22 protein-coding genes are annotated in these 22371 nt (G+C 56.2%); 9 read left to right on the forward strand and 13 right to left on the reverse strand.

From position 1 onward, the window contains the following. Nucleotides 1-20: 20 nt before the first annotated feature. Both WFN75_RS07275 and WFN75_RS07280 read left to right on the forward strand, forming a co-directional pair. Entirely contained in the window at nucleotides 21-374 is a 354-nt protein-coding gene (locus tag WFN75_RS07275) for a DUF1971 domain-containing protein (protein ID WP_040075566.1), read from the forward strand. A gap of 3 nt (nucleotides 375-377) precedes the next feature. Then, nucleotides 378-560, forward strand: coding sequence for a DUF1869 domain-containing protein (locus tag WFN75_RS07280; protein WP_040075565.1), 183 nt, complete (start codon nucleotides 378-380; stop codon nucleotides 558-560). Between the two features lie 37 nt (nucleotides 561-597). Here WFN75_RS07280 and WFN75_RS07285 read toward each other — a convergent pair whose 3' ends face one another. From WFN75_RS07285 to ymcF, 8 genes are all read right to left on the reverse strand, one after another. Beyond that, nucleotides 598-2043, reverse strand: coding sequence for a flagellin N-terminal helical domain-containing protein (locus WFN75_RS07285; RefSeq protein ID WP_336995931.1), 1446 nt, complete (start codon nucleotides 2041-2043; stop codon nucleotides 598-600). A 164-nt stretch (nucleotides 2044-2207) separates the two neighbouring features. After that, nucleotides 2208-3632 (reverse strand): aminobutyraldehyde dehydrogenase, encoded by a 1425-nt coding sequence (gene patD / locus WFN75_RS07290; RefSeq protein ID WP_233802294.1) that lies wholly within the window; start codon nucleotides 3630-3632, stop codon nucleotides 2208-2210. A gap of 23 nt (nucleotides 3633-3655) precedes the next feature. Continuing rightward, on the reverse strand, nucleotides 3656-4462 hold the full coding sequence (locus WFN75_RS07295) for an ABC transporter permease (RefSeq protein WP_263617632.1): 807 nt from the start codon (nucleotides 4460-4462) through the stop codon (nucleotides 3656-3658). Then, the gene (locus WFN75_RS07300) at nucleotides 4452-5390 is read right to left on the reverse strand and encodes an ABC transporter permease (protein WP_336996229.1); all 939 of its coding nucleotides are present in this window, start codon (nucleotides 5388-5390) and stop codon (nucleotides 4452-4454) included. The genes WFN75_RS07295 and WFN75_RS07300 overlap by 11 nt, the downstream gene beginning before the upstream one ends. A 7-nt stretch (nucleotides 5391-5397) precedes the next feature. After that, nucleotides 5398-6411, reverse strand: a complete 1014-nt coding sequence (locus tag WFN75_RS07305) for an ABC transporter ATP-binding protein (protein WP_336995932.1) — start codon at nucleotides 6409-6411, stop codon at nucleotides 5398-5400. A gap of 17 nt (nucleotides 6412-6428) precedes the next feature. After that, nucleotides 6429-7574, reverse strand: coding sequence for a putative ABC transporter substrate-binding protein YdcS (ydcS, locus tag WFN75_RS07310; RefSeq protein ID WP_040075558.1), 1146 nt, complete (start codon nucleotides 7572-7574; stop codon nucleotides 6429-6431). A gap of 280 nt (nucleotides 7575-7854) precedes the next feature. Beyond that, nucleotides 7855-9270 carry an aminotransferase-like domain-containing protein gene (locus tag WFN75_RS07315; protein WP_212475944.1) on the reverse strand — a complete coding sequence of 472 codons (1416 nt, stop codon included), beginning with the start codon at nucleotides 9268-9270 and terminating at the stop codon, nucleotides 7855-7857. A 113-nt stretch (nucleotides 9271-9383) separates the two neighbouring features. Continuing rightward, entirely contained in the window at nucleotides 9384-9569 is a 186-nt protein-coding gene (gene ymcF / locus WFN75_RS07320) for a cold shock small protein YmcF (RefSeq protein WP_046885369.1), read from the reverse strand. Between the two features lie 412 nt (nucleotides 9570-9981). On the opposite strand from ymcF, the gene WFN75_RS07325 reads away from it, so the two are divergent. The 5 genes from WFN75_RS07325 (at nucleotide 9982) to WFN75_RS07345 (ending at nucleotide 14069) form a co-directional block, all read left to right on the forward strand. Further along, the gene (locus WFN75_RS07325; protein WP_040075554.1) at nucleotides 9982-11007 is read left to right on the forward strand and encodes an LLM class flavin-dependent oxidoreductase; all 1026 of its coding nucleotides are present in this window, start codon (nucleotides 9982-9984) and stop codon (nucleotides 11005-11007) included. Nucleotides 11008-11167: 160 nt separating this feature from the next. Further along, nucleotides 11168-12574 (forward strand): cytochrome ubiquinol oxidase subunit I, encoded by a 1407-nt coding sequence (locus WFN75_RS07330; protein WP_263616923.1) that lies wholly within the window; start codon nucleotides 11168-11170, stop codon nucleotides 12572-12574. Next, nucleotides 12574-13584: a cytochrome d ubiquinol oxidase subunit II gene (cydB, locus tag WFN75_RS07335; RefSeq protein WP_336995933.1), complete on the forward strand. Its 1011-nt coding sequence runs from the start codon at nucleotides 12574-12576 to the stop codon at nucleotides 13582-13584. The genes WFN75_RS07330 and cydB overlap by 1 nt, the downstream gene beginning before the upstream one ends. After that, nucleotides 13584-13712, forward strand: coding sequence for a DUF2474 domain-containing protein (locus WFN75_RS07340; protein ID WP_046885363.1), 129 nt, complete (start codon nucleotides 13584-13586; stop codon nucleotides 13710-13712). Before cydB ends, WFN75_RS07340 begins: the two co-directional genes overlap by 1 nt. A 126-nt stretch (nucleotides 13713-13838) precedes the next feature. Next, nucleotides 13839-14069, forward strand: a complete 231-nt coding sequence (locus WFN75_RS07345; RefSeq protein ID WP_046885362.1) for a DUF2554 family protein — start codon at nucleotides 13839-13841, stop codon at nucleotides 14067-14069. On the opposite strand, the gene WFN75_RS07350 is transcribed toward WFN75_RS07345, so the two are convergent. Continuing rightward, nucleotides 14070-16034: a peptidase U32 family protein gene (locus WFN75_RS07350; RefSeq protein ID WP_336995934.1), complete on the reverse strand. Its 1965-nt coding sequence runs from the start codon at nucleotides 16032-16034 to the stop codon at nucleotides 14070-14072. A gap of 80 nt (nucleotides 16035-16114) precedes the next feature. Further along, nucleotides 16115-16642: a helix-turn-helix domain-containing protein gene (locus WFN75_RS07355; protein WP_336995935.1), complete on the reverse strand. Its 528-nt coding sequence runs from the start codon at nucleotides 16640-16642 to the stop codon at nucleotides 16115-16117. Between the two features lie 89 nt (nucleotides 16643-16731). On the opposite strand from WFN75_RS07355, the gene WFN75_RS07360 reads away from it, so the two are divergent. Further along, on the forward strand, nucleotides 16732-17898 hold the full coding sequence (locus WFN75_RS07360; protein WP_263616919.1) for a benzoate/H(+) symporter BenE family transporter: 1167 nt from the start codon (nucleotides 16732-16734) through the stop codon (nucleotides 17896-17898). Here WFN75_RS07360 and WFN75_RS07365 read toward each other — a convergent pair. Next, nucleotides 17878-18750, reverse strand: a complete 873-nt coding sequence (locus WFN75_RS07365; RefSeq protein WP_046885358.1) for a helix-turn-helix domain-containing protein — start codon at nucleotides 18748-18750, stop codon at nucleotides 17878-17880. The genes WFN75_RS07360 and WFN75_RS07365 overlap by 21 nt on opposite strands. 208 nt (nucleotides 18751-18958) lie before the next feature. On the opposite strand from WFN75_RS07365, the gene WFN75_RS07370 reads away from it, so the two are divergent. Then, the gene (locus WFN75_RS07370; RefSeq protein ID WP_046885357.1) at nucleotides 18959-19855 is read left to right on the forward strand and encodes a DMT family transporter; all 897 of its coding nucleotides are present in this window, start codon (nucleotides 18959-18961) and stop codon (nucleotides 19853-19855) included. A 35-nt stretch (nucleotides 19856-19890) separates the two neighbouring features. Here the strand turns inward: WFN75_RS07370 and WFN75_RS07375 are convergent, their stop codons facing one another. Next, nucleotides 19891-20565 carry a DUF3313 domain-containing protein gene (locus WFN75_RS07375; protein WP_288820410.1) on the reverse strand — a complete coding sequence of 225 codons (675 nt, stop codon included), beginning with the start codon at nucleotides 20563-20565 and terminating at the stop codon, nucleotides 19891-19893. Between the two features lie 139 nt (nucleotides 20566-20704). Continuing rightward, nucleotides 20705-22297: an ABC transporter substrate-binding protein gene (locus WFN75_RS07380; RefSeq protein ID WP_336995936.1), complete on the reverse strand. Its 1593-nt coding sequence runs from the start codon at nucleotides 22295-22297 to the stop codon at nucleotides 20705-20707. Nucleotides 22298-22371: the final 74 nt, after the last annotated feature.

The raw sequence follows: 22371 nt of genomic DNA on the forward strand, positions 1-22371 counted from the left end.
CCGCTGATAAGGAACTGACTATGTTACGTATTCCTGAAAACTATGTTCACACCCGTGCGACCCCGTTCTGGAACCAGACAACCGCCCCTAAAGCGCTCTTTACCCATCACAACACCAAAGCCGGCGTGTATGGTCGACTCTCCGTGATGCAGGGTGCAGTGCGTTACTTTGGTTTTGCCGATGCCGATGCCACCGAGCCGGATCTGGAGCTGGTGATTGAAGCGGGCAGTTTCGGTATCTCCCCGCCGCAGAAGTGGCATCGCATTGAATTACTGACGGACGACACCTACTTTAATATCGACTTTTTCGCTGACCCGGCAGCGACTCTCGAAGGCGCAGGACTGGGTAAAGTGGTCAATACACATAAGGAGTAAGCCATGGGCAAGGCAACGTATACCGTCACCGTGACCAATAACAGCAACGGTGTGTCGGTGGACTACGAGACAGAAGCCCCAATGGAGCTATTGATTCCGGACGTCGCCGCCGACGTGGTGAAGGATCTGGTTAACACCGTTCGCGCCTACGACAGTGAGAATGAGCATAACGTCTGCGGATGGTAATTGTTGCGCAGCGGCGCCCTCGCCGCTGCGTGAGCCTTTATTTAAGCAGGTCGAGCACGGTTTGTGGGCTCTGGTTAGCGATTTTTAGCGCCGCATTCTGCCCCTGAGAGATGATCTGCGCCCGGGCTAAACGGCTGGCTTCGACAGCGTAGTCCGCATCCTGAATACGGCTCCGGCTGGCCTGCAACGCAATACCCTGCTGTGATAATACCGACTTGTGCGATTCAAAGCTGTTGATCAGCCCGCCGTACTGGCTGCGGTAACCGCTGACTTTTTCCAGCGCCGCATCCAGGGTCGCCATACAGCTCCTGGCCCCTGCCTGGGTCGTCATTTCGCTGTTTTCCAGCTTCAGCGTTTTGAGGTCGGTCGGCGTGGGTTCGATCGTCATCTGCTGGACCTCCTCGCCAAAATTGGCGCTGGTCACCACTTCGATCGCGCGACTCTGCTTTGGCGGCACCGTCGGGGGCATGGTCGGTGTCGGCAGATTCCCCCAGGTAATGGCGCTGGTGAAAGAGCCATTACCTACCACCACCACCAGCAGATCTTCCGTGACGTTATCAAGCGTGATGCGCTCGACCATATTGCTGCCATTGGTACCGTCGTTGAACCCGCCGTTAGTGCTGTCTTCATAGCGGTCACCGTCGCCGCTATAGGTGATGTTCATACCGTTATAGTTGAGGGTTGCACCGGTAGGATCCCAGCTTGCCCCCCCTTCGACTAACTGGGAGCCGTCATAGGTGGCCCCGGCGATAAAACCGTTTTCAGGCGTCATAAAGGCGTGGGTCGCCGTGGCGGCATCGCTTATGCCACGGCTGACCCAGGTGTAATCGGCATCGACCCCTTCTAGTGGCGTCCCGACCAGATGTTTACCGTCGCGAGTAAAGAGCTGGAGATCGTCATCCTGTCCTAACGAGTTAATATTTATCGCAATCGTAGTCGAGCCCGCCGGAATATAGGCCAGGGGAATAATGCCCGAGGAAAAAGCATAACTGTTACCCTGAATCGGGAATTTTGTATTTAACGGGCTGACATCGCCGATTAATTGCGGCGGAAAAGTGGGGTTATCCGTCGCCAGGGGATATTGACCAAATATTTCCGTCGTTTCAGCAATATGCGTAATACCGGCAAGAATATGTTGGTATTCATTATTAATGCTGATGCGATCGGTTTCGGAAAGCGTATCGGTTGCTGCCTGAACCGCCAGCGTTTTGGCCCGAATCAGCATATTGCTCACTTCGCTCAATGCCCCCTCAGCGGTCTGCGCCAGGCTTATCGCATCATCCATGCCCCGCGAGATCGCGCTGTCTGCGTTGATGGAGGAGAGCATACGGTTCGTAATGGACAGACCGGCCGCATCATCTTTAGCACCGTTAATACGTAACCCTGATGAGAGTCGCTCTACCGTCTGCGCGAGTAATGATTCGTTATTTTTCCGGGATTTAAGCAAGAGCCCGGTCATTTCATTATGATTAATAGCCAGCATGATGTTGGATCGCAGAAAAGGTAATTAATGACATTATCGGCGAGGACGCAGTTTAATTTAGGGCGCGGATTGTAAAGGCATGACGATATATTCTTCAAAGAATATATAAAATATTCATAATAAAAAGCGACCGCCAGAAGGGTCACTCCTGGCGGCAAGGCAAATTAATGTTTAAACATGACGTGGCGCACCACGGTATAATCCTCCAGCCCGTAGACCGACATATCCTTGCCGTAGCCCGACATTTTCATTCCGCCGTGCGGCATCTCGCTCACCAGCATAAAGTGGGTATTGACCCAGGTGCAGCCGTATTGCAAACGCGCGCTGACGCGATGCGCCCGTCCTACGTCCTGCGTCCAGACGGACGAGGCCAGCCCGTACTGCGAGTCGTTGGCCCAGGCCAGGACCTGCGCTTCGTCCTCAAACGCCGTGACGCTGACCACCGGGCCAAAAACTTCGCGCTGGACGATAGCGTCCTCCTGTTTTGCTCCCGCCAACAGCGTGGGCTGGAAATAGTAACCCTTGCCATCATGCTTGCTGCCGCCGGTAATCACCTGCACATGGGCCAGCGCTTTCGCCTCCTCCACCGCGTGGCTTACGCGGTCAAGATGCGCCTGTGAACTGAGCGGCCCCAGCTCGGTTGTCTCCTCGTCCGGTGCGCCCATTTTCAGGCTGGCGACAGCGGCGCCCAGCTTTTCGACCAGCGCGGCGTAGATCCCCTGCTGAGCATAGATACGGCAGGCGGCGGTACAGTCCTGCCCGGCGTTGTAGAAGCCAAAAGTGCGTACCCCTTCCACGACGGCGTCGAGATCGGCATCGTCAAACACAATGACGGGCGCTTTGCCGCCCAGTTCCATATGGGTGCGTTTTATCGACGACGCGGTATGACCAATTATATGCTCCCCGGTCGCGATGGAGCCCGTGAGCGACACCATGCGTACTTTTTCGTGCCCGGTCAGGGGATCACCCACCGTTTTTCCGCGCCCGAACAGTACGTTAAGGACGCCTGCCGGGAAGATGGTTTTAGCCAGTTCGCCGAGCTTCAGGGCCGTGAGCGGCGTGATTTCAGAGGGTTTGAGTACCACACAGTTGCCCGCCGCCAGCGCCGGTGCCAGCTTCCAGGCCGCCATCATCAGTGGATAGTTCCAGGGGGCGATAGACGCCACAACCCCGACCGGATCGCGGCGAATCATTGAGGTATGCCCTTCAAGATATTCGCCTGCGGCCTGGCCGTTCAGACAGCGGGCGGCACCGGCAAAGAAGCGAAACACATCGGCCACCGCCGGGATCTCATCGCTCTTGACGCAGTGCAGCGGTTTGCCGCAGTTGAGAGACTCCAGTTCGGCGAACGTTCCGGCATTCTGCTCAATGACCTCCGCCAGTTTCAGTAACGCGTCGGCGCGCGTTTTCGGCGTGGCTTGCCCCCAGAGGGCAAAGGCGGCATCGGCGGCCTGCACGGCGGCATCGACCTGCGCCGGGCTGGCCTCGGCAATTTCTACCAGCACCTCGCCGGTGGCAGGATTGTAGACCGGCTGTTTTTCCCCAGCGCCATTTACCAGTTCACCCTTGATCAACAATTGAGTTTGCATAGCATTGTCCCGTTGAATAAACGTTATTTTCCGCTACCGGCCACGCTATCGCCGTCGCGGGTGAGCCACCAGGCTCCCAGAATGGGGATGGTTGTTACCAGCATGACCAGCAGTGCCACCACGTTAGTCACCGGCACGTCGCGCGGGCGACCCAGCTGATTCAACAACCACAGCGGTAATGTCCGTTCGTGTCCTGCGGTAAAGGTGGTGACGATGATCTCATCGAATGAGAGAGCAAAGGCCAGCATTCCGCCGGCCAGCAGCGCCGTGCCGAGGTTGGGCAACACGACATAGCGGAAGGTTTGCCAGCCGTTGGCCCCTAAATCCATCGAGGCCTCGACCAGGCTCCATGAAGTCCGCCTGAAGCGGGCAATTACATTATTGAACACCACCACCACGCAGAAGGTGGCGTGGCCAACCACAATGGTGAAGAAACCCGGTTCAAGATTGACGGTTTTAAAGGCAGTGAGCAGTGCCAGGCCGGTGATGATTCCCGGCAGTGCGATGGGCAGTAGCAGCAATAGTGAGATCGCATTTTTGCCAAAGAAGTCACTGCGCCATAGCGCCGCGGCCGCCAGCGTACCCAGCACCAGCGCAATCACGGTGGAGAGCGCAGCAATTTTAAGTGACAACGTCACGGATTCAATGATATCGCCCCGCGCTGCCGCGACGCTAAACCACTTAAGCGTTAGCCCCTGCGGTGGAAAACTGAAGGCGGCATCCTCGGTATTAAACGCATAGATAGCAATGATCAATAGCGGGAAGTGAAGGAAGATCACCCCGCCCCAGGTGGCAATTTTGAGAAACAGCGGTGCGCGTTCAGAGTGCATCAAAGGCTCCCAGGCGTTTCACGAACGCCAGGTAGACCGCGATCAGAATGATGGGCACCAGCGTAAACGCGGCTGCCATCGGCATGTTGCCAATCGCCCCCTGCTGGGAGTAGACCATCTGACCAATAAAATAGCCCGGTGGCCCCACTAGCTGCGGCACGATAAAGTCGCCCAGCGTCAATGAAAAGGTGAAGATAGACCCGGCAGCAATACCCGGGATCGCCAGCGGCAACACGATATAACGGAAGGTCTGACGCGGGCGGGCCCCGAGATCGCCGGAGGCCTGTAGCAGCGAGGCTGGCAGACGCTCCAGCGCGGCCTGCACCGGCAGGATCATAAAGGGCAACCAGATGTAGACGAAGACCAGGAAACGCCCCAGCCCGGAGGTGGACAGCGTATTGCCGCCAATGGCGGGTAACGTCAGCAGTGAGGTGAGCAGCGGCTCAAGCCCCATATGGCCCAGAAACCATTGCGCCACGCCATCTTTGGCCAGCAACAGCGTCCAGGCGTAGGCTTTAACAATGTAGCTGGCCCACATCGGCAGCATTACCGCAATATAGAAAAACGCTTTCCATTTGCCGTGGGTATAGCGTGCCATATACCACGCCATCGGAAACGCCAGCACCGCGCTGGCGAGCGTTACCGCCACTGCCATCACCAGCGTGCGGATGATGATGTCGTAGTTCGCCGGGTTAAAGAGCGCGTAAAGATTCGCCAGGGTCAGTTCCGGCGTTACCGACATGGTGAAATCGTCGAAGGTATAGAACCCCTGCCACAACAGGGTGAGCAGCGACCCTAAATAGACAATGCCAAACCACATCAGCGGCCCTAACAACAGCAGGAAGAGTCCCAGCGATGGCCTGCGCCAGAACAGGCCGGAGAGCCGATTGACCATCCCCTGCGATGCGATTCCCGGTGAGGTACTCATCGCCATCTCATCCCTCCCCATGGAGCGGCACCATCGCCGCCCGCGCCCAGGAGGCGGTGACCGGCTGGCCAATCTCCAGCCCGGCGGGTAAGTACGCATCGCTGAGATTGGCCTGGCTCACCAGCAATTTTGCCCCATCGGCCAGCCGCAGCTCAAAGCGGGTCGCGGCCCCCTGATACTGTACCGCCTGCACCACCCCCTGCACCTGGACTTCACCGCCCACGTTCAGGCGGATATGCTCCGGGCGCAGAGCGAAGAGGCCCGGCATGCCACAGACCCGCTGGGCTTGCTCGTCATTAAACAGGTTCGAGGTGCCAACAAATCCGGCGACAAACGGCGTGCGTGGGCGCATATAGAGCGCCTGGGGTGTGTCAATTTGCTCGATGCGGCCGTTATTAAATACCGCGACCCGGTCCGACATCGAGAGCGCTTCGCCCTGATCGTGGGTCACGAAGATAAAGGTTATCCCCAGCTCTTGCTGGAGCTTTTTAAGTTCGAACTGCATCTGCTCGCGCAGTTTTAGATCCAGCGCTCCCAGCGGCTCGTCCAGCAGCAATACCCGGGGCTGATTGACCAGCGCGCGGGCAATCGCCACTCGCTGACGCTGGCCGCCCGAAAGCTGAGAAGGTTTCCGGGCCACGGCGAAGCCCAGACTGACCTTTTCCAGCGCCTCATGCGCCCGGGCATGACGCGTTTTTTTGTCGATGCCCTTTACCATCAGCCCGTAGGCGACGTTATCGAGAATCGACATATGGGGGAAGAGCGCATAGTCCTGAAAGACGGTATTCACATCCCGCTCCCAGGGAGGGAGTTCGCTAGCCTCTTTACCGAAAAGGGTAATGGCCCCACCGCTCAGCTGTTCAAACCCGGCAATCAGGCGCAGACAGGTGGTTTTGCCGGAGCCCGAAGGCCCCAGCATGGAGAAGAACTCCCCGTCACGGATCCCCATGGTGACGCGATCCACCGCGCGCACCTCACCATAGCGTCGGGAGACGTCGTTAAACTCTACCGCGTACGTCATCTTCTGCTCCCGGGCGATTAACGGCCGCCCATAATGGCGATGTAATCTTGCGTCCAGCGGCTGTAAGGGACGAACTTGCCGCCCTGGGCTATCGGGGTTTTCCAGAACATGATTTTGTCGAAGTAGGTGTAACCGTTGGTCTCACACCCTTTTTCACCCAGCAGGGTGCTGGCTTTGCATCCCTCCGCCACCACCGGCAGCGAGCCGAACCACGCGGCCAGATCGCCCTGCACTTTTGGCGTGAGCGACCAGTTCATCCACTTATAGGCACACACTGGATGTTTGGCATCGCTGTGCAGCATGGTGGTATCCGCCCAGCCGGTCACCCCCTCCTTCGGAAAGACGGTAGCGACGGGCTGGTTGTCGGCTTTCAGGGCGTTAGCCTGATACGGCCAGGCGCTGGAGGCCACCACCCCTTCGTTTTTGAAATCACTCATCTGCACGGTGGTATCGTGCCAGTAACGGTGGATCAGGGCGTGCTGGTCGCGAAGCACTTTCAGCACGGCGGCATACTGTGCTTCGGTGAGTTGATACGGGTCGGTAATACCGAGATCGGGCTGAGTGGCTTTGACGAACAGTGCCGCATCGGCGATGTAAATCGGGCCGTCATAGGCCTGCACGCGACCCTGATTGGTTTTGCCGTCGGGTAGATTTTGCTTAACGAAGATCACGCTCCAGCTATCGGGCGGCGTCGGGAAGGTTTTGGTGTTATACATCAGCAGGTTTGGTCCCCACTGATACGGGGTGCCGTAGACTTTACCGCCGACGTTAAACCACTCCCCCTTCACCATACGCGGATCAACGGTTTTCCAGTTGGGGATTAAATCAGGGTTTATTGGCTGCACGCGCTTACCCATGATTAAGCGCAGGGAGGCGTCGCCGGAGGCGGTGACCAGGTCATAGCCGCCCTTCGCCATCAGGCTGACCATCTCATCCGAGGTGGCGGCAGTCTTCACGTTGACTTTACAGCCCGTCTCCTGTTCAAACGGCGTAACCCAGTCGTAGGCTTTATCGGTCTGGCCGCGCTCGATATAGCCAGGCCAGGCAATAATATCCAGCCGCCCTTCGCCTTTTCCGATCTCTTTGGGTGGCTCGGCCGCTTGTGCAGTCAGAATCGTCATGCCGAGCGCACACAGGCTGCTACGGGCAAATTTTTTGCTCATACACGTTACTCCTGTCGCAATGCAATCTGGCGGCGGCCGTGCCGTTTAAAATATCTCCTGTATTAAACGTAGACCGCGCGAATGCGGCGCACCCGGCACGCTGTAGATATTTCATCAGGTTGTGACCGAGGGCGCATTCCCCGTTAACTGGATTATAGACAAGGAGTTAGCACTGACGGGCGGTATGCAAATTTCCTATGACAGCGAAAAGAAAAACGCCGCGAATTTATCGCGGCGAGGAGAGATGAAGATGAATAAACCCGGCAGTGCGGAGAGAGAATTAATTCGGGGACAGCATGGAGCGGATTAATTTCGCCAGCTGAATAACTGCCTGCTCTTCGCGCTCCCCCCATGCCCACGAGGTGTTAAACCGGAAAAACGGGGTCCAGGCATCGGAGGTCGAAAACATTTTGCCTGGCGCAATGCTGATGTGGTGGCGCAGGGCCTGCTCACTGAGTTTACCGGCATCCAGCGTCGGGGGCAGTTCCAGCCATAAAAAGTAACCGCTGTCGCTGTGGTGAATAACCACCTCGGCAGGCAGATGACGTAATAGCGATTGCCAGGCCTGCTGTTTGCGTTCAGCCAGGGTGCGGCGAAGCCGGCGCAGATGGGCGTCGTAACGCCGGGTCGCCAGGTAATCTACCAGCGCCAGCTGCATGGGCGAGCTGGTCGACAAGGTGCTCATTAACTGCAATTGCTGAATGCGGCGGGCATGTTTGCCTGCCGCCACCCAGCCAAGACGAAACCCGGCCACCAGACATTTCGAAAATGACGAACAGTGCAGCGTCATGTCGTTGCTGTCCCACGCCTTCGCCGGTAGCGGTTTTTCCCGACCGTAGTACAGCTCGCTATAGACGTCGTCTTCGATCAGGGTGACGTTATGCTGGGTTAGTAGCGCCACCAGCCGCGCTTTTTTTTCTGCGCTGAGCGTAAATCCCAGCGGATTCTGGCTATTGGTCATTAACCAGCAGGCTTTCACCGGATAGTCGTTCAGCGCCTGTTCCAGCGCCTGAAGATCTATCCCATCGCGCACATCCGTCGCCACCGACAGTGCTTTAAGTTTTAACCGCTCCAGTGCCTGGAGGGCACCGTAAAAACAGGGATTTTCAACAATGACCCAGTCGCCCGGCTCGGTCACGGCCTGCAGACTGAGGTTGAGCGCCTCCAGCGCCCCGGCGGTGATCACTATCTCCTCCGGGGAGATGTTCATCCCCTGCTGGGCATAGCGGCGGGCAATGGCATGGCGCAGATCGCTGTTTCCGGGGGGGAGGTTTTCGATCACGCTCATGGCGGTGGCCGTTTTGCTGACGTTCGCCAGCGAGCGGTTGAGCTGTTGCAGTGGAAAGAGTCGCGGATCGGGAAAGGCAGAGGCGAAGGGAACGACGGACGGGTCGCGGCTGGCCTGCAACACATCGAAAATATAGGTATTAATGTCCACGGCTTCGTCGCGCATCACTTGCGCAGGGGGCGCAGGCTGCTGGCCCATCGGCCGTGCGGCGACGTAATAACCTGATTGCGGACGGGCAACGATGCGGCCCTGACTTTCCAGCATCTGGTAGGCATGGCCAACGGTCATAAAGCTCATGCCGCTGCTGACCACTTGCTCTCGCAGCGAGGGCAATTTATCGCCGGGTTGCCAGACACCCAACTCGATCTGCGAAATGATTTGCTGCGCCAGGCGCTGATATTTTTTCATCGTTCTCTCCTTGCTGCGAAACACTCTATATCAGCAGGAGAAAAAAGGAAGAATTAATGAACTGTTATGGTTACGAGAGGGGGAAAAGCCGGGCGTGACGGCGCCGCGGGCAATTACTTACGCAGTTCAAAAGGGACGCGCTGCGCGTGCTGTGATACGGCAATATGGTCAAACGTCATCATGGCCGACTTGCAGAAGATGCACTTGGCACCCATCGGGTTTTTTGATGAGACGTCGAAAACCGACGTGCGGTATTGCGAACCATGGCAGCATGGGCAACGAAAATGAATGTTAGTCATGAAAATCTCCAGAACGTTAAACGTTATAAACTAATGGGCCTTTAAGGCAATAAGGGTCTGAGACAAAACTAATCAGAGCGTAAAGAAAAAACCCAGGAGAGGCTGTGGAGAGGCACAACGTGATGAGAGATGCTTTAAGAAACTGCTACGATATCTTTTGGATTTCAAACCGAAGAGCCATTAACGCATGGTTGCAGTAATGTTGCAAGCTATTTTTTTAACTAAAGAAATTCCCTCCAGCAGCGCAGCCACGCTCGTCATGTTAATCGTCTCCCGCCTGGCCTTATTCAAATTATTTGAAAAGTTATGTTAAACAAATGGCATTTATTCTCATCTACTTAGGGGTAAAGTAAAGATCAATTCCGGCGGGTAGTCGCCTGTCGATGACACCTCTAACCAGGATACCCCTGTCATGAAAAAGATTGGATTTTTGTCTTTTGGTCACTGGACTCCCTCTCCGCAGTCCGGTACCCGCTCTGCCGCCGACGCGCTGTTGCAGTCCATCGATCTGGCTGTCGCCGCGGAGGAGCTGGGAGCCGATGGTGCCTATTTCCGGGTGCATCATTTTGCCCGTCAGCTCGCCTCCCCCTTCCCGCTGCTGGCTGCAATTGGCGCAAAGACCCAGCGAATCGAGATAGGTACCGGCGTTATCGACATGCGCTATGAAAATCCCCTTTATATGGCGGAGGATGCGGGTGCGGCCGATCTCATTTCGGGTGGGCGGCTTCAGTTAGGTATCAGCCGTGGATCTCCGGAACAGGTCATAGATGGCTGGCGCTACTTTGGCTATGTCCCTGCCGAAGGCGAGAACGAGTCAGACATGGCGCGTCGTCATACCGAGGTGCTGCTGGATGTCCTGCGTGGAGAGGGCTTTGCGAAGCCAAATCCGCAGCCGATGTTCCCTAACCCACCTGGCCTGCTGCGCCTGGAACCCCATTCCGAAGGGTTGCGCGAGCGAATCTGGTGGGGCGCAGGATCGAATGCGACGGCGGAGTGGGCAGCGAAGCTGGGAATGAATCTGCAAAGTTCAACGTTAAAAGACGACGAGACCGGCGAGCCATTCCATATTCAACAGGCAAAACAGATTCGTGCCTACCGCGAGGCCTGGGCTGCGGCCGGCCATACTCGCACGCCGCGCGTCTCGGTTAGCCGCAGTATATTTGCCCTGATGAATCAGCAGGATCGCGCCTATTTCGGTGCCAGCCGCAACGAAAGCGACAGCGTGGGCTATCTGGATGAGAAAACCCGCGCTATTTTCGGACGCAGCTACGCCGCTGAGCCGGATAAGCTGATCGAACAGCTTAAACAGGACGAAGCCATCGCTGAAGCGGATACGTTATTACTGACCGTACCGAATCAGCTGGGCGTGGAATACAACGTGCATGTTATAGAGTCAATACTGAAGCATGTTGCGCCGGGGATGGGCTGGCGGGATTAAGTCTCTAACGGGGCGAGAGCCCCGTTACTTGACCTATAACAGAACCATAAAAAGCGTTAACGGCATCAACTGTTATAGGTAAATTTCCCTTTTCTGCGTCTGATACTTCTCATCATCCCGCTATACCCTGTCTGCACAACGATTGACTTTGAGGTTGTGCATGTTTGGTTTAGATGCGTTTCACCTGGCAAGGATCCAGTTTGCTTTTACGGTCTCCTTCCACATTATATTCCCGGCGATCACCATCGGGCTCGCCAGCTATCTGGCGGTTCTGGAGGGATTATGGCTAAAAACCAAAAATCCGGTCTGGCGCTCGCTTTATCATTTCTGGTCGAAGATCTTTGCCGTTAATTTTGGCATGGGCGTGGTCTCCGGCCTGGTCATGGCTTATCAGTTTGGCACTAACTGGAGCGGTTTTTCGCAGTTCGCTGGCAGTATTACCGGCCCCCTGCTCACCTATGAAGTGCTGACCGCCTTCTTCCTCGAAGCCGGTTTCCTCGGGGTGATGCTCTTTGGCTGGAAGAAAGTCGGGCCTGGACTACACTTTTTCTCAACCTGTATGGTGGCGCTGGGCACGCTGATCTCCACCTTCTGGATCCTCGCCTCCAACAGCTGGATGCAGACGCCGCAAGGCCATGAAATCATCAACGGCGTGGTCGTTCCGGTAGACTGGTTCGCCGTCGTATTTAACCCCTCTTTCCCCTATCGCCTGCTACACATGTCGATTGCTGCCTTCCTGAGCAGCGCGCTATTCGTGGGTGCTTCGGCGGCATGGCATCTGCTACGCGGCAATAACACGCCGGCGATCCGCAAAATGTTCTCCATGGCACTGTGGATGACGCTCATTGTCGCTCCGCTGCAGGCCATGATTGGCGATATGCACGGCCTCAACACCCTGAAATATCAGCCTGCGAAAATAGCCGCTATCGAAGGACACTGGGAAAACCTGCCTGGCGAGCCGACGCCGCTGCTGCTGTTTGGTCTGCCCGATATGGAGCAAGAGCGCACCCGCTATGGTCTGGCGATCCCAGCCCTGGGCAGCCTGATCCTGACCCACAGTCTGGATAAGCAAGTTCCGGCTCTGAAAGAGTTCCCGAAAGCGGATCGTCCTAATTCCACCCTGGTGTTCTGGTCATTTCGCATCATGGCCGGGCTGGGCATGTTAATGCTCACCCTCGGTGCCATCGCCCTGTGGCTGCGCTACCGAAAACGGCTATATCAATCCCGGCCATTCCTGTGGTTTGCCTTGCTGATGGGGCCGTCAGGCCTGATCGCCATCCTGGCCGGTTGGGTGACGACTGAGGTTGGCCGTCAACCCTGGGTGGTGTATGGCCTGCAGCGCACCGAAGATGCGGTCTCTGCACATGGCGACCTGCATATGAGCGTCAGCCTGCTGGCCTTTATCCTCGTCTACACCTCGGTGTTTGGCGTGGGTTACAGCTACATGGTACGCCTGATCAAAAAAGGGCCGCAGGATGACGAAACCTTCCCGAGCGAAACCGATGGCCGCCCCGCGCGTCCGCTTTCAGCCGCCAGTACAGCATTTGATACAAAGGAGACACCATAATGGGTATCGATCTCTCCCTGATCTGGTTTGTCATTATCGTCTTTGCCACCCTGATGTATATCGTGATGGATGGCTTTGACCTGGGGATTGGCATTCTTTTTCCCGCCGTGCGCGATCCGGACGATCGCGACGTGATGGTCAACACCGTCGCCCCGGTCTGGGATGGCAATGAAACCTGGCTGGTCCTCGGCGGTGCTGCGCTGTTTGGCGCTTTCCCCCTGGCCTACGCGGTCATCATCGATGCGCTCACCATTCCTTTGACGCTGATGCTGATCGGGTTGATTTTTCGCGGTGTGGCCTTTGAGTTTCGGTTTAAAGCGACCCCTGCCCACCGGCCGTTCTGGGATAAAGCCTTTATCGGCGGTTCGCTGCTTGCCACTTTCACCCAGGGGATTGTGGTCGGCGCGGTAATCAATGGCTTTTCGGTTACCCATCGCGCCTACAGCGGCGGCCCCTTTGACTGGTTCACCCCTTTCAATCTTTTCTGCGGTCTGGGACTGATAGTGGCGTATGCGTTGTTAGGTGCCAGCTGGCTGGTGATGAAAAGTGAAAACCCGCTGCAGCAACGAATGCGGCAGCTCTCCAGACGCCTGCTGATGGCGCTGCTGGGGGGGATCGCTATCATCAGTCTCTGGACCCCGCTGGCACACGCGGCCATTGCTGACCGCTGGTTTACGCTACCGAATCTTTTCTTCCTGCTGCCCGTGCCGGTGTTGGTGGCGGCGCTGAGTCTCTGGCAATGGCGCTGCCTGCATAATCCGCGCAGCCACACGCTGCCGTTCGTCCTGACCCTAGGGCTGGTCTTTCTCGGCTTCAGTGGGCTTGGGATCAGCATCTGGCCACATCTCATTCCGCCTTCCATCACCCTCTGGCAGGCCGCCGCGCCGGCGCAAAGCCAGGGCTTTATGCTGGTGGGGGCGCTCCTCATTATCCCGATAATCCTTGTCTACACTTTCTGGAGCTACTACGTATTTCGTGGGAAGGTACAACCCGGGGAGGGATATCACTGATGCAGCAATCTGTCTGGAAACGCCTGTTCTGGCTGGCCGTGATCTGGGGTGGCAGCGTACTGGCACTGGCGCTGGTGGGGATGTTTTTCCGCCTGCTGATGACTGCCGCCGGATTCAAATCGCACTGAAAAAAGCCCTCTGCGGAGGGCTTTGCACGAATCCTGACAAATCCTTGCCTGGATTTGAAGAGTTGAATAATAACCTGAAGGAACTATCGGCATCATAGCCCGGAAACGTAAACCGATGGTGGCCTGATGTATACAAAAACGTTATCGATTGTGATGCTGACCTGCGCCCTCTTCTCCGGCCAGTTAATGGCCGGGCATAAAGGGCATGAGTATTATTGGGTAAAGAGTGTCGAACATCAGCTGCGTCATGAAGCCGACAGCGATGAGCTACGGGCCGTGGCACAAGAGTCTGCCGAGGGGCTGCGCGAACATCAACACTGGCAGAAGTCACGCAAACCCGACACCCATTTTCGCTAATTACACGCCCTTACGTTTCGGCAGGGTTTTCATCAACTCGTCCGGGCTGACTGAAGCCACAATGCTGCCCGGCTGCGGCATTTTGAAGATGTGATTCTTCATTTTGCCGATCACGTGCATCTCGCAGGGGCGGCAGTCGAACTTCAGGGTCAGAACCTCGTCACCATTCACCAGCTGCATCGGGGTCGCTTTCCAGCTCTTGATATTGCCCTTCGCCTGTTTCGGGCAGAGGTTAAAGGCAAAACGCAGGCAGTGCTTGGTGATCATCACCGGCACGTCGCCCTTCTCTTCATGCGCCTCATAGGCGGCGTCAATTAGCTCAACGCCATAGCGTTGATAAAATGCCCGCGCCTTGTGGTTATAGACGTTAGCCAGGAAGCTGAGATGGGTATCCGGATAGACCGGCGGCGGCACCGAGACGGGCTTACGGCTGCCGCGGGGGTAGTTTGCCAGACGCGCCGCGTCGAGCTTATCTGCCGTCTCACGGCGGAACTGGTTCAGCAAGCTGTTAGGGACAAAAAGGGCATCCGCCAGGTTGATCTCGATATTGCGCGCGTAGTAGATAGTCTGGCCCAGTTTCGCCACGCCATCCTTAAGGTTGCTCAGCGCCTTCTCGCGATGGGTTGCCACATCGAACTGTCCGTCCAGCGTATGGGTAACGGTCACCCCCTCTTCGCTGGTCATAGTCAGAATCAGCTGTTCTTCCCAGCCGCCCAGTTCAATATCCACCGCCACGCGGCGCTCGCTGGAGGTTTTCAGCAGCGCCTGCTGCCAGTTATGGTCCAGGTTACGGTTTAACGGGGTATTCGGGCGGATTTTGTGCAGATCGGCCGGCATCTCATTCGGCCAGACGCGATAGCGGTTTTCACCCGTTTTTTCCACCGTGTTGGCGCGAAAGCCCACGACTTCACGTTTGATCATCACATTCAGACCATCGCCGTTCGCCAGCGGCTCGGTCACTTCCACGTCCAGGTGTTGTTTGGACACCTTCAGCACTTCACCCACCGGCAGGCCGATAAATTTTGGCGAGTCAAACGCACCGATATCACCTTTACGCGCATTCACGAAGTAGTCTGTGCTACCGCGGTGGAAAGTCTTATCGGTAGAGGGAATGAAGAAGTGCTCGGTACGACCGGACGAGGCGCGCGCCAGATCGCCACGATCCTCAATAATGGCGTCGAGCATCTGACGATAGTGCGCGGTGATATTCTTTACGTAGCTCATGTCTTTGTAGCGCCCTTCAATTTTGAAGGAGCGCACCCCCGCGTCGATCAGCGCCGCCAGGTTTGCCGTCTGGTCGTTATCTTTCATCGACAGCAGGTGCTTTTCAAAGGCAACGACGCGCCCCTGATCGTCTTTCAGGGTATACGGCAGGCGGCAGGCTTGCGAGCAGTCACCCCGGTTGGCGCTGCGCCCGGTCTGCGCGTGGGAGATGTTGCACTGACCCGAATAGGCCACGCAGAGGGCACCGTGAATAAAGAATTCAATGGTGGCGTCGGTGGCCTGGTGGATCTCACGGATCTGATTCAGGTTCAGCTCGCGCGCCAGGACAATCTGGCTAAAGCCGGCATCAGAGAGAAATTTCGCTTTTTCGACGCTACGGATGTCGCACTGGGTACTGGCATGCAGTTCAATCGGCGGGATATCCAGTTCCATTACGCCCATATCCTGCACAATCAGCGCATCCACGCCGGTCTGGTACAGGTCGGCGATCATGCGTTGCGCCGGCTCCAGTTCATCATCATGAAGTATGGTGTTCAGGGTCACAAACACCTTCGCCCCGTAGCGATGGGCGAATGGCACCAGCTCGGCGATATCGCGCAGGCTGTTGCTGGCATTATGGCGAGCGCCAAAACCCGGGCCGCCGATATAGACCGCATCGGCACCGTGAAGAATCGCTTCACGGGCAATAGCGGCGTCACGAGCCGGGCTCAAAAGTTCAAGATGATGGGATTGCAGGCGCATACTTCGTCGTTATCCGTTATGGTCAAAATGGCGGCTATTGTAGTCAGAAGTCTGCGGCAACGGAATCGTTTTGCGTAGGTTTAGCGGGGATAATGGATAAGCGAGTGAAAGTGCACCCGCTGCTCGCTGCTGTTGCGGTAGGCGTGCGGTTTATCACCTGCAAAACGGACGCCGGTATCCGGGAGAATACGCCGCCATTCGCCGTCGATTTTCATCTCCAGCTCGCCGCTGATCACCACAACATGCTCCACTACGCCCGCCTCATGCGGCGTGGATTCACTGCAGGCGCCCGGGGCCAGGGTGATGGAAAAGTGGTCATATTTCAGTTCATCATCCCAGGGAAACAAGGGTTTAATCACCATCGCCTGCTGCTGAGGGTCGAATACCGGCTGCGCTTCGGCCTCCGGGCTAATAAAAGTCGAAAACGGGACATTCAGGCCGGTGGCGATTTTCCACAGGGTCGAGACCGTCGGACTGGATTCGTTGCGCTCCACCTGACCGAGCATCGCCTTCGACACGCCGGTCTCTTCCGCCAGCCTGGAGAGACTCCAGCCTCGCGCCTGGCGTAATGTTTTCAGTGTTGTAGCAAGATGTTGCATGATGTCCATAACCCCTCCCGTTGGCCCGAGTGTATCACTTGTATGCTATAGCGCACAGTGATACATTCCCCGTATGTTATAACGCACAAGGAGCCGTTATGCGGGCCGTTTCCCTCACTTTTCCCACGGTGTTATCCGGCTTCGTTGCCGTGCTGGTCGGCTATGCCAGCTCTGCCGCCATCATCTGGCAGGCAGCTGCTGCTGCGGGGGCGACGCCAACGCAAATCGCAGGCTGGATGACCGCACTGGGAATGGGGATGGGGATCAGCACCCTGCTCCTCTCGTGGTGGTATAAAGCCCCGGTGCTTACCGCCTGGTCGACTCCGGGCGCCGCGCTGCTGGCGACCAGCCTGCAGGGGGTGACCTTAGCGGAAACCATCGGCATATTTATCTTTGCCAATGCGCTCATCTTACTCTGCGGGGTCACCGGATTATTTGCCCGCCTGATGAAAATCATCCCCCACTCGCTGGCCGCCGCCATGCTAGCCGGGGTCTTGCTGCGCTTTGGCCTGCAGGCGTTCAGCAATATGGACGGGCATCTGGTGCTCTGTGGCAGCATGTTGCTGGCGTGGCTGGCGGCAAAGGCGGTGGCCCCACGCTATGCCATTGTCGCTACGCTGCTGGTGGGCGCAGCGGTGGCAGGTCTTAATGGTGACGTTGTCACAGAAAAGTTAACCCTGACGCTGGTGATGCCCCAGTTCATTGCCCCCTCTTTCACGTTGACAACCTTGATCAGCATCGGCATCCCTTTTTTCCTTGTGACCATGGCCTCGCAGAACGCGCCGGGGTTCGCCACCCTGAAAGCATCAGGATACCCGGTTGCCGTCTCGCCGCTCATCATCGCCACCGGCGGCCTGGCGTTGCTGCTCGCACCGTGGGGCGTCTACTCGATTTGCATTGCCGCGATCACCGCCGCGATCTGTCAAAGTCCGGATGCCCATCCCGATCCTGACAAACGCTGGCTGGCCGCCGCTGCCGCAGGCGTTTTTTATCTGCTGGCGGGGGTGTTCGGCGGGTCGATCACCGGCGTCATGGCGGCACTGCCGCTAAGCTGGATCCAGACGCTGGCCGGGCTGGCGCTGCTGGGCACCATTAGCGGGAGCCTCTGTCAGGCTCTGCACAACGAGCGGGAACGTGATGCGGCTATCGTGACCTTTCTGCTAACGGCAAGCGGCGTCACGCTGGGGGGTATAGGTTCGGCATTCTGGGGGCTGGTGGCAGGCGGGGTGTGTTATCTGGTGCTGTTACGCCCGCGCCGCGCGTAGCTGCGAGGGCGTCATTCCCATAACGCTGCGAAAGCGATTACTGAAGTGGCTGGCTGAGCTAAAACCGCAGGCCAGCGCAATCTCCGTCAGGGGAAGCTGGGTAGAGGTGACCAGCCTTCTGGCCTTATCCATCCGGCGCTGCATCACATACTGATGCGGTGCCATCTGCATCGACTGGCGGAACATGCGCGCGAAGTGGTACTCACTCAGGCTCGCCTGGGTAGCCAGATCCGCAAGGGTTAATGCGGCAGACAGGTTCTCTTCAATATAACTGAGTACATTGCGCAGCGTAAAAGGTGATAACCCCCCGGTGACGGTGGGGAGCCGCCACTGCACATTGCTGTAATGCTGTACCAGATGGGTGAGCAACAGCGTAGAGGCGCTGCTCAGGGTTAGCTGATTCGCCTTTTGCCCCCAGTCGCAGCCCAGAATGAAGTGGCGATAGAGCGCGGTAATTTTTTCGTCGTCACCAAACAGGTTTTCATCCAGGGTAAAGCCATACGGACTTTTGTCCCAGATCTTTTCACCCACCTCGCGTAGATGGGCATCGGTGCAATACAGATGCACAAAAGATAAGTCATCGCGAATATCCCAGCTCGACTCACTCTCTTTTGGCATCAGGCAAAAGCGGTCCGGCCCGCCGCCGTTTTTCCACCCGGCCGAGGTTTTATGGTAACTCTCGTAGCCGTCTGCCACGTACAAACTCAGAGTGTGGTGATCGCAATACTGGGTGATGGTATCGCGTTTGTTGGACCAGGCCGCCAGTTGGATCCCCGAATTGAGCGCAACAGCGTTATGCAGCACCGCTTTATGTCTGCGCAGATTTTCAAAGGCACCGTACATCTCAGCCATATCGCCCAACACTCCCGTTAACCAGAGCTCATCAGTTTAAAAAGAACGTTGTACCAGTGCCACCCCTCACTTCGCTATGGCGATAAAAAAGCGCAAGAATTTGCAAGTCCTGCGCAAGGCGGTGCAAGCCGCCCAGGACCGCAAGACGCATACTCAGGCCATTACAGACAACGAAGAGAGCCGTTGATGTCAGGCTCGGAGAGAGAATATGAACGCACTATTATACGGTCTGGTGGTCATCATTTGGGGAACAACCTGGATTGCGATCTATTTACAGCAAGGGCCCGTTGCGGCGCCCGTCTCTATTTTTTGGCGCTTTGCCGTCGCGACCGCTACCATCATGCTCGTTTTGCTGGCGCTGCGACGCCTGCGTAAAATTCACCTGCGCGACCACCTGTTCTGTCTATTACAGGGCTGCTGCGTCTTTTGTTTTAATTTCTGGTGTTTCTATACCGCCGCCTCCTATATCAATACCGGCCTGGAGTCGGTCATTTTCTCAATGGCGGTACTCTATAACGCGCTGAATAGTTTTCTGTTTTTTGGTCAGCGCCCGCCTGCACGCTTTTACCTGGCGGCGGCGATGGGCCTGCTCGGTATTATCACCCTCTTCTGGAGCGATCTCATCGCCAGCGGCTGGAATGCCGGTCTCCTCTTCGGTATCGCCTTGTCGGCGCTGGGTACCTACGGTTTCTCGCTGGGGAATATGATCAGCTTACGACATCAGCGTAACGGGCTCGAGACCATGACCACCAACGCCTGGGCGATGCTGTATGGCACACTGGTTATGGGCGCGATTGCACTCATTCGTGGGGATAGCTTCGCACCCGAGTGGACGCTGAGCTATATGGGCGCGCTGCTTTATCTGGCGCTGTTTGGCTCGGTGATTGCCTTTGGTGCCTATTTCACTCTGGTTGGGCGCATTGGCGCGGGCAAAGCGGCTTACAGCACCTTGCTGTTCCCGCTGGTGGCGTTGTCATTTTCAACGGTCTATGAGGGATATGTCTGGCATGCCAATGCGATTGCGGGCTTACTGTTGATCTTAACCGGAAACCTGGTGATGTTTGCGAAACCAGAAACCTGGTTCAGACGCCCACGGCTGGCGTAAAAATTCCGGCCTGCGTGCAGGCCGGAAGAGAGGCATTATTTCATCGTTTTGTGGACATCAAACATGGTGGCGTCTGTCGCCATGTCGTCCACCACCTGTTTCAACGTCGCCAGCGTCATTGGCGACTTCTCATTATTGAGCTCTTTACCCTCGCCCATACGCACCACTTTAATGACCGGTTTATTGGTCTGCGCGTCAATCAGCTCGCCTTCAAAGAAGAGATGCGTATCCATGGTGCGGTGGCCGCTGGCCATTTGCGTACCGGCAATCACCAGCGCCACAGGGACCACTTCATAGAACTGCAGCCCCTCTTTCTGCGAGCTAACACCGGTAATGGCGCCGCGGAAGATCAGACTATGCGCGCCAGGCTTGGTCACAATAGGTTTCCGCTGACCAATTGCCGTTTTCATTTTGGTATTGGTATACGCCAGAATATCATCCAGCGCGCGTTGACCTACCTGCGTGGTAGGTTTTGGCGTTGGATAATAGGTGATTGGCGTCCAGATAATGCTGTCATATTTAGATTCGTCGTAAGCAGGATCGACCCAACGCAGGGTGGGTTTACCCGATGCGGAGGTGGTTTGCTGAAGGCCGGAGTAGTCTTTTAAAAAGCCTGAATATTGATTAGGTTCTGCCACTTTTGATGCACAACCCGTCAACATGAGCAGGCCAGAGAGCGCTGCAACTTTGAATAAAGTTTTGGTACGCATAATGGGTATGTCCCTGTGGATTGTAGATATGCAATTCAAGTTATAGCAAAACTATTAATCACGCGTTGTGACAAAAAAAGGGGACGGAATGTATTTCGGAAAAAAACTGCCCGCCAGGGCGACAGGCAGTTTGTTTGGGTTACTTAATATCTACTTGCCAGAATAAATGTTTGCCGAACGGATCAATTTCGTAACCTGTAACCTCTTTACGTACGGGTTCGAATATTGTTGAGTGGGCAATCATGACCGCAGGCATCTGGTCGTGCATCATCTGTTGCGCCTCTTGATACAGCGCCGCGCGTTTACCCTGATCGGTGATCGTTTTTGCTTCAGCAATGATTTTATCAAAGGGCTGATAACACCATTTCGCCGAGTTCGATCCCCCGTTTGCAGAGGTACAGGTAAAGAGTGGCCCGAAGAAGTTATCCGGATCGCCGGTCGCGGTGGTCCAGCCCATCAGCGCCGCCTGATGCTCTCCGCTCTTCACCCGCTTCAGGTATTCGCCCCATTCGTAAGTGACGATTTTGGTCTGCACGCCAATTTTCGCCCAGTCGGCCTGAATCATTTCGGCCATCCGTTTCGCATTCGGGTTATAGGGGCGCTGTACCGGCATAGCCCATAAATCGATAGTCACACCGTTAGCAAAACCGGCCTCTTTCAGGAGCGCTTTCGCTTTTTCAGGGTCGTAATCGTAATCTTTCAGTTCGCTATCTGCGCTCCAGACGCCCGGCGGCAGCAGGTTTTTCGCGGCGGTGCCGGTACCGTGGAAGACCGCGTCGATAATCGCCGGTTTGTTGATCGCCATGGCCAGCGCCTGACGCACCTTCAGATTATCCAGCGGCGCTTTTTGTGTATTGAAGGCCAGGAAGCCGGTATTCAGCCCCGCTTTACTCATCAGGTTAAGCTCTTTGTTGTCTTTCATTCGCGGCAGGTCGGCGGGGTTCGGGAAAGGCATCACCTGACATTCGCCCTTTTCCAGCTTAGCGAACCGCACCGAGGCATCCGGAGTGATGCTAAAGATCAGTCGGTCGAGCTTCGCTTTACCCTGCCAGTATTCCGGGAAGGCAGTGAACAGGATGCGGGAGTCTTTCTGGTACTGCGCCAGTTTAAACGGCCCGGTACCGATTGGATTCATATCGACCTTCTCAGGGGTACCGGCTTTTAACATCGCATCGGCATACTCTGCCGACAAGATTGAGGCGAAATACCAGGCCAGATCGGCTACAAACGGCGCTTCCGGGTGCGCCAGGGTAAAGCGTACCGTGTTATCGTCAACGCGATCGATGGCGGTAATCAGTGTGCCAAATTCCAGACTTTCAAAGTTGGAATAGCTGCCGTTAGAGACGTTGTGATAGGGATGTTTCGCATCTTTTTGCCGCATGAATGAAAAAATCACGTCATCCGCATTAAAGTCGCGCGTTGGGGTAAAGAATTTGTTGCTCTGGAATTTCACCCCTTTGCGTAAATGGAAGGTGTAGACCTTGCCATCATCGCTCACGTCCCAGCTTTCAGCGAGGCTCGGCACCAGCTCGGTGGTACCGGGTTTGAAATCGACCAGACGGTTATAGACCGGCACCGCGCTGGCGTCCACGCTGGTACCCGAGGTATAGAGTTGCGGATTAAAGTTCTCAGGAGAGCCTTCAGAACAGTAAACCAGCGTTTTGGCGGCAACGGTGGAACTGAACGTCAGCGCGGCCATGGCCAGAGCTAAAGTTGTGAGCTTGCTTTTCATCACGTTTTCCTGTCTTTTAATTCGACGGCTAATCATTCTTTTGCCATTTCATAAATAACATTAAAGTGACCATG

Origin of the sequence: Leclercia sp. UBA7405, assembly GCF_037152215.1 — a bacterium.
GTDB classification, from domain to species: Bacteria; Pseudomonadota; Gammaproteobacteria; order Enterobacterales; family Enterobacteriaceae; genus Enterobacter; species Enterobacter pneumoniae.

What these genes read in the sequence shown, in the direction of transcription:
- WFN75_RS07370 (WP_046885357.1), top strand. Translation starts at nt 18,959, where the DNA reads ATGAACGCACTATTATACGGTCTGGTGGTCATCATTTGGGGAACAACC.
- WFN75_RS07280 (WP_040075565.1), top strand. Translation starts at nt 378, where the DNA reads ATGGGCAAGGCAACGTATACCGTCACCGTGACCAATAACAGCAACGGT.
- WFN75_RS07300 (WP_336996229.1), bottom strand. Translation starts at nt 5,390, where the DNA reads ATGAGTACCTCACCGGGAATCGCATCGCAGGGGATGGTCAATCGGCTC.
- patD (WP_233802294.1), bottom strand. Translation starts at nt 3,632, where the DNA reads ATGCAAACTCAATTGTTGATCAAGGGTGAACTGGTAAATGGCGCTGGG.
- ymcF (WP_046885369.1), bottom strand. Translation starts at nt 9,569, where the DNA reads ATGACTAACATTCATTTTCGTTGCCCATGCTGCCATGGTTCGCAATAC.
- WFN75_RS07380 (WP_336995936.1), bottom strand. Translation starts at nt 22,297, where the DNA reads ATGAAAAGCAAGCTCACAACTTTAGCTCTGGCCATGGCCGCGCTGACG.
- WFN75_RS07350 (WP_336995934.1), bottom strand. Translation starts at nt 16,034, where the DNA reads ATGCGCCTGCAATCCCATCATCTTGAACTTTTGAGCCCGGCTCGTGAC.
- WFN75_RS07305 (WP_336995932.1), bottom strand. Translation starts at nt 6,411, where the DNA reads ATGACGTACGCGGTAGAGTTTAACGACGTCTCCCGACGCTATGGTGAG.
- cydB (WP_336995933.1), top strand. Translation starts at nt 12,574, where the DNA reads ATGGGTATCGATCTCTCCCTGATCTGGTTTGTCATTATCGTCTTTGCC.
- WFN75_RS07365 (WP_046885358.1), bottom strand. Translation starts at nt 18,750, where the DNA reads ATGGCTGAGATGTACGGTGCCTTTGAAAATCTGCGCAGACATAAAGCG.
- WFN75_RS07325 (WP_040075554.1), top strand. Translation starts at nt 9,982, where the DNA reads ATGAAAAAGATTGGATTTTTGTCTTTTGGTCACTGGACTCCCTCTCCG.
- WFN75_RS07345 (WP_046885362.1), top strand. Translation starts at nt 13,839, where the DNA reads ATGTATACAAAAACGTTATCGATTGTGATGCTGACCTGCGCCCTCTTC.
- WFN75_RS07340 (WP_046885363.1), top strand. Translation starts at nt 13,584, where the DNA reads ATGCAGCAATCTGTCTGGAAACGCCTGTTCTGGCTGGCCGTGATCTGG.
- WFN75_RS07355 (WP_336995935.1), bottom strand. Translation starts at nt 16,642, where the DNA reads ATGGACATCATGCAACATCTTGCTACAACACTGAAAACATTACGCCAG.
- WFN75_RS07330 (WP_263616923.1), top strand. Translation starts at nt 11,168, where the DNA reads ATGTTTGGTTTAGATGCGTTTCACCTGGCAAGGATCCAGTTTGCTTTT.
- WFN75_RS07360 (WP_263616919.1), top strand. Translation starts at nt 16,732, where the DNA reads ATGCGGGCCGTTTCCCTCACTTTTCCCACGGTGTTATCCGGCTTCGTT.
- ydcS (WP_040075558.1), bottom strand. Translation starts at nt 7,574, where the DNA reads ATGAGCAAAAAATTTGCCCGTAGCAGCCTGTGTGCGCTCGGCATGACG.
- WFN75_RS07295 (WP_263617632.1), bottom strand. Translation starts at nt 4,462, where the DNA reads ATGCACTCTGAACGCGCACCGCTGTTTCTCAAAATTGCCACCTGGGGC.
- WFN75_RS07285 (WP_336995931.1), bottom strand. Translation starts at nt 2,043, where the DNA reads ATGCTGGCTATTAATCATAATGAAATGACCGGGCTCTTGCTTAAATCC.
- WFN75_RS07315 (WP_212475944.1), bottom strand. Translation starts at nt 9,270, where the DNA reads ATGAAAAAATATCAGCGCCTGGCGCAGCAAATCATTTCGCAGATCGAG.
- WFN75_RS07375 (WP_288820410.1), bottom strand. Translation starts at nt 20,565, where the DNA reads ATGCGTACCAAAACTTTATTCAAAGTTGCAGCGCTCTCTGGCCTGCTC.
- WFN75_RS07275 (WP_040075566.1), top strand. Translation starts at nt 21, where the DNA reads ATGTTACGTATTCCTGAAAACTATGTTCACACCCGTGCGACCCCGTTC.